This window comes from Vibrio jasicida CAIM 1864 = LMG 25398, assembly GCF_000400365.1.
GTDB lineage: Bacteria > Pseudomonadota > Gammaproteobacteria > Enterobacterales > Vibrionaceae > Vibrio > Vibrio jasicida.
The window spans coordinates 1-204 of record NZ_BAOG01000260.1 but is presented as its reverse complement, the minus strand read 5'-3'; the positions used below and the strand labels follow the sequence as shown (position 1 = coordinate 204).

The 204-nt window shown below is 42.2% G+C and carries 1 pseudogene; it reads right to left on the bottom strand.

Annotation, left to right across the window (positions count from 1 at the left end):
• Window positions 1-175, bottom strand: a pseudogene (locus VJL_RS28745) (LysE family translocator); the annotation flags it as partial.
• Window positions 176-204: the final 29 nt, after the last annotated feature.

Genomic DNA, 204 nt, shown 5'->3' with positions numbered 1-204 from the left:
AAGCAGCCAAGGCAATCATTACAGCGAATGCAGCAATACGACCAAGCCCAGCAATAAAAGCGGACTTGAAACCGTAACAACGAGCATTATTCATGGACAATAGATTGTTTGGACCAGGAGTCATATTGAGCGCAAAACACGCAGGTATAAAGAACAATAACTTCCAGATTTCCACAATATTTCCTCCATAAAACTAACGCCCTG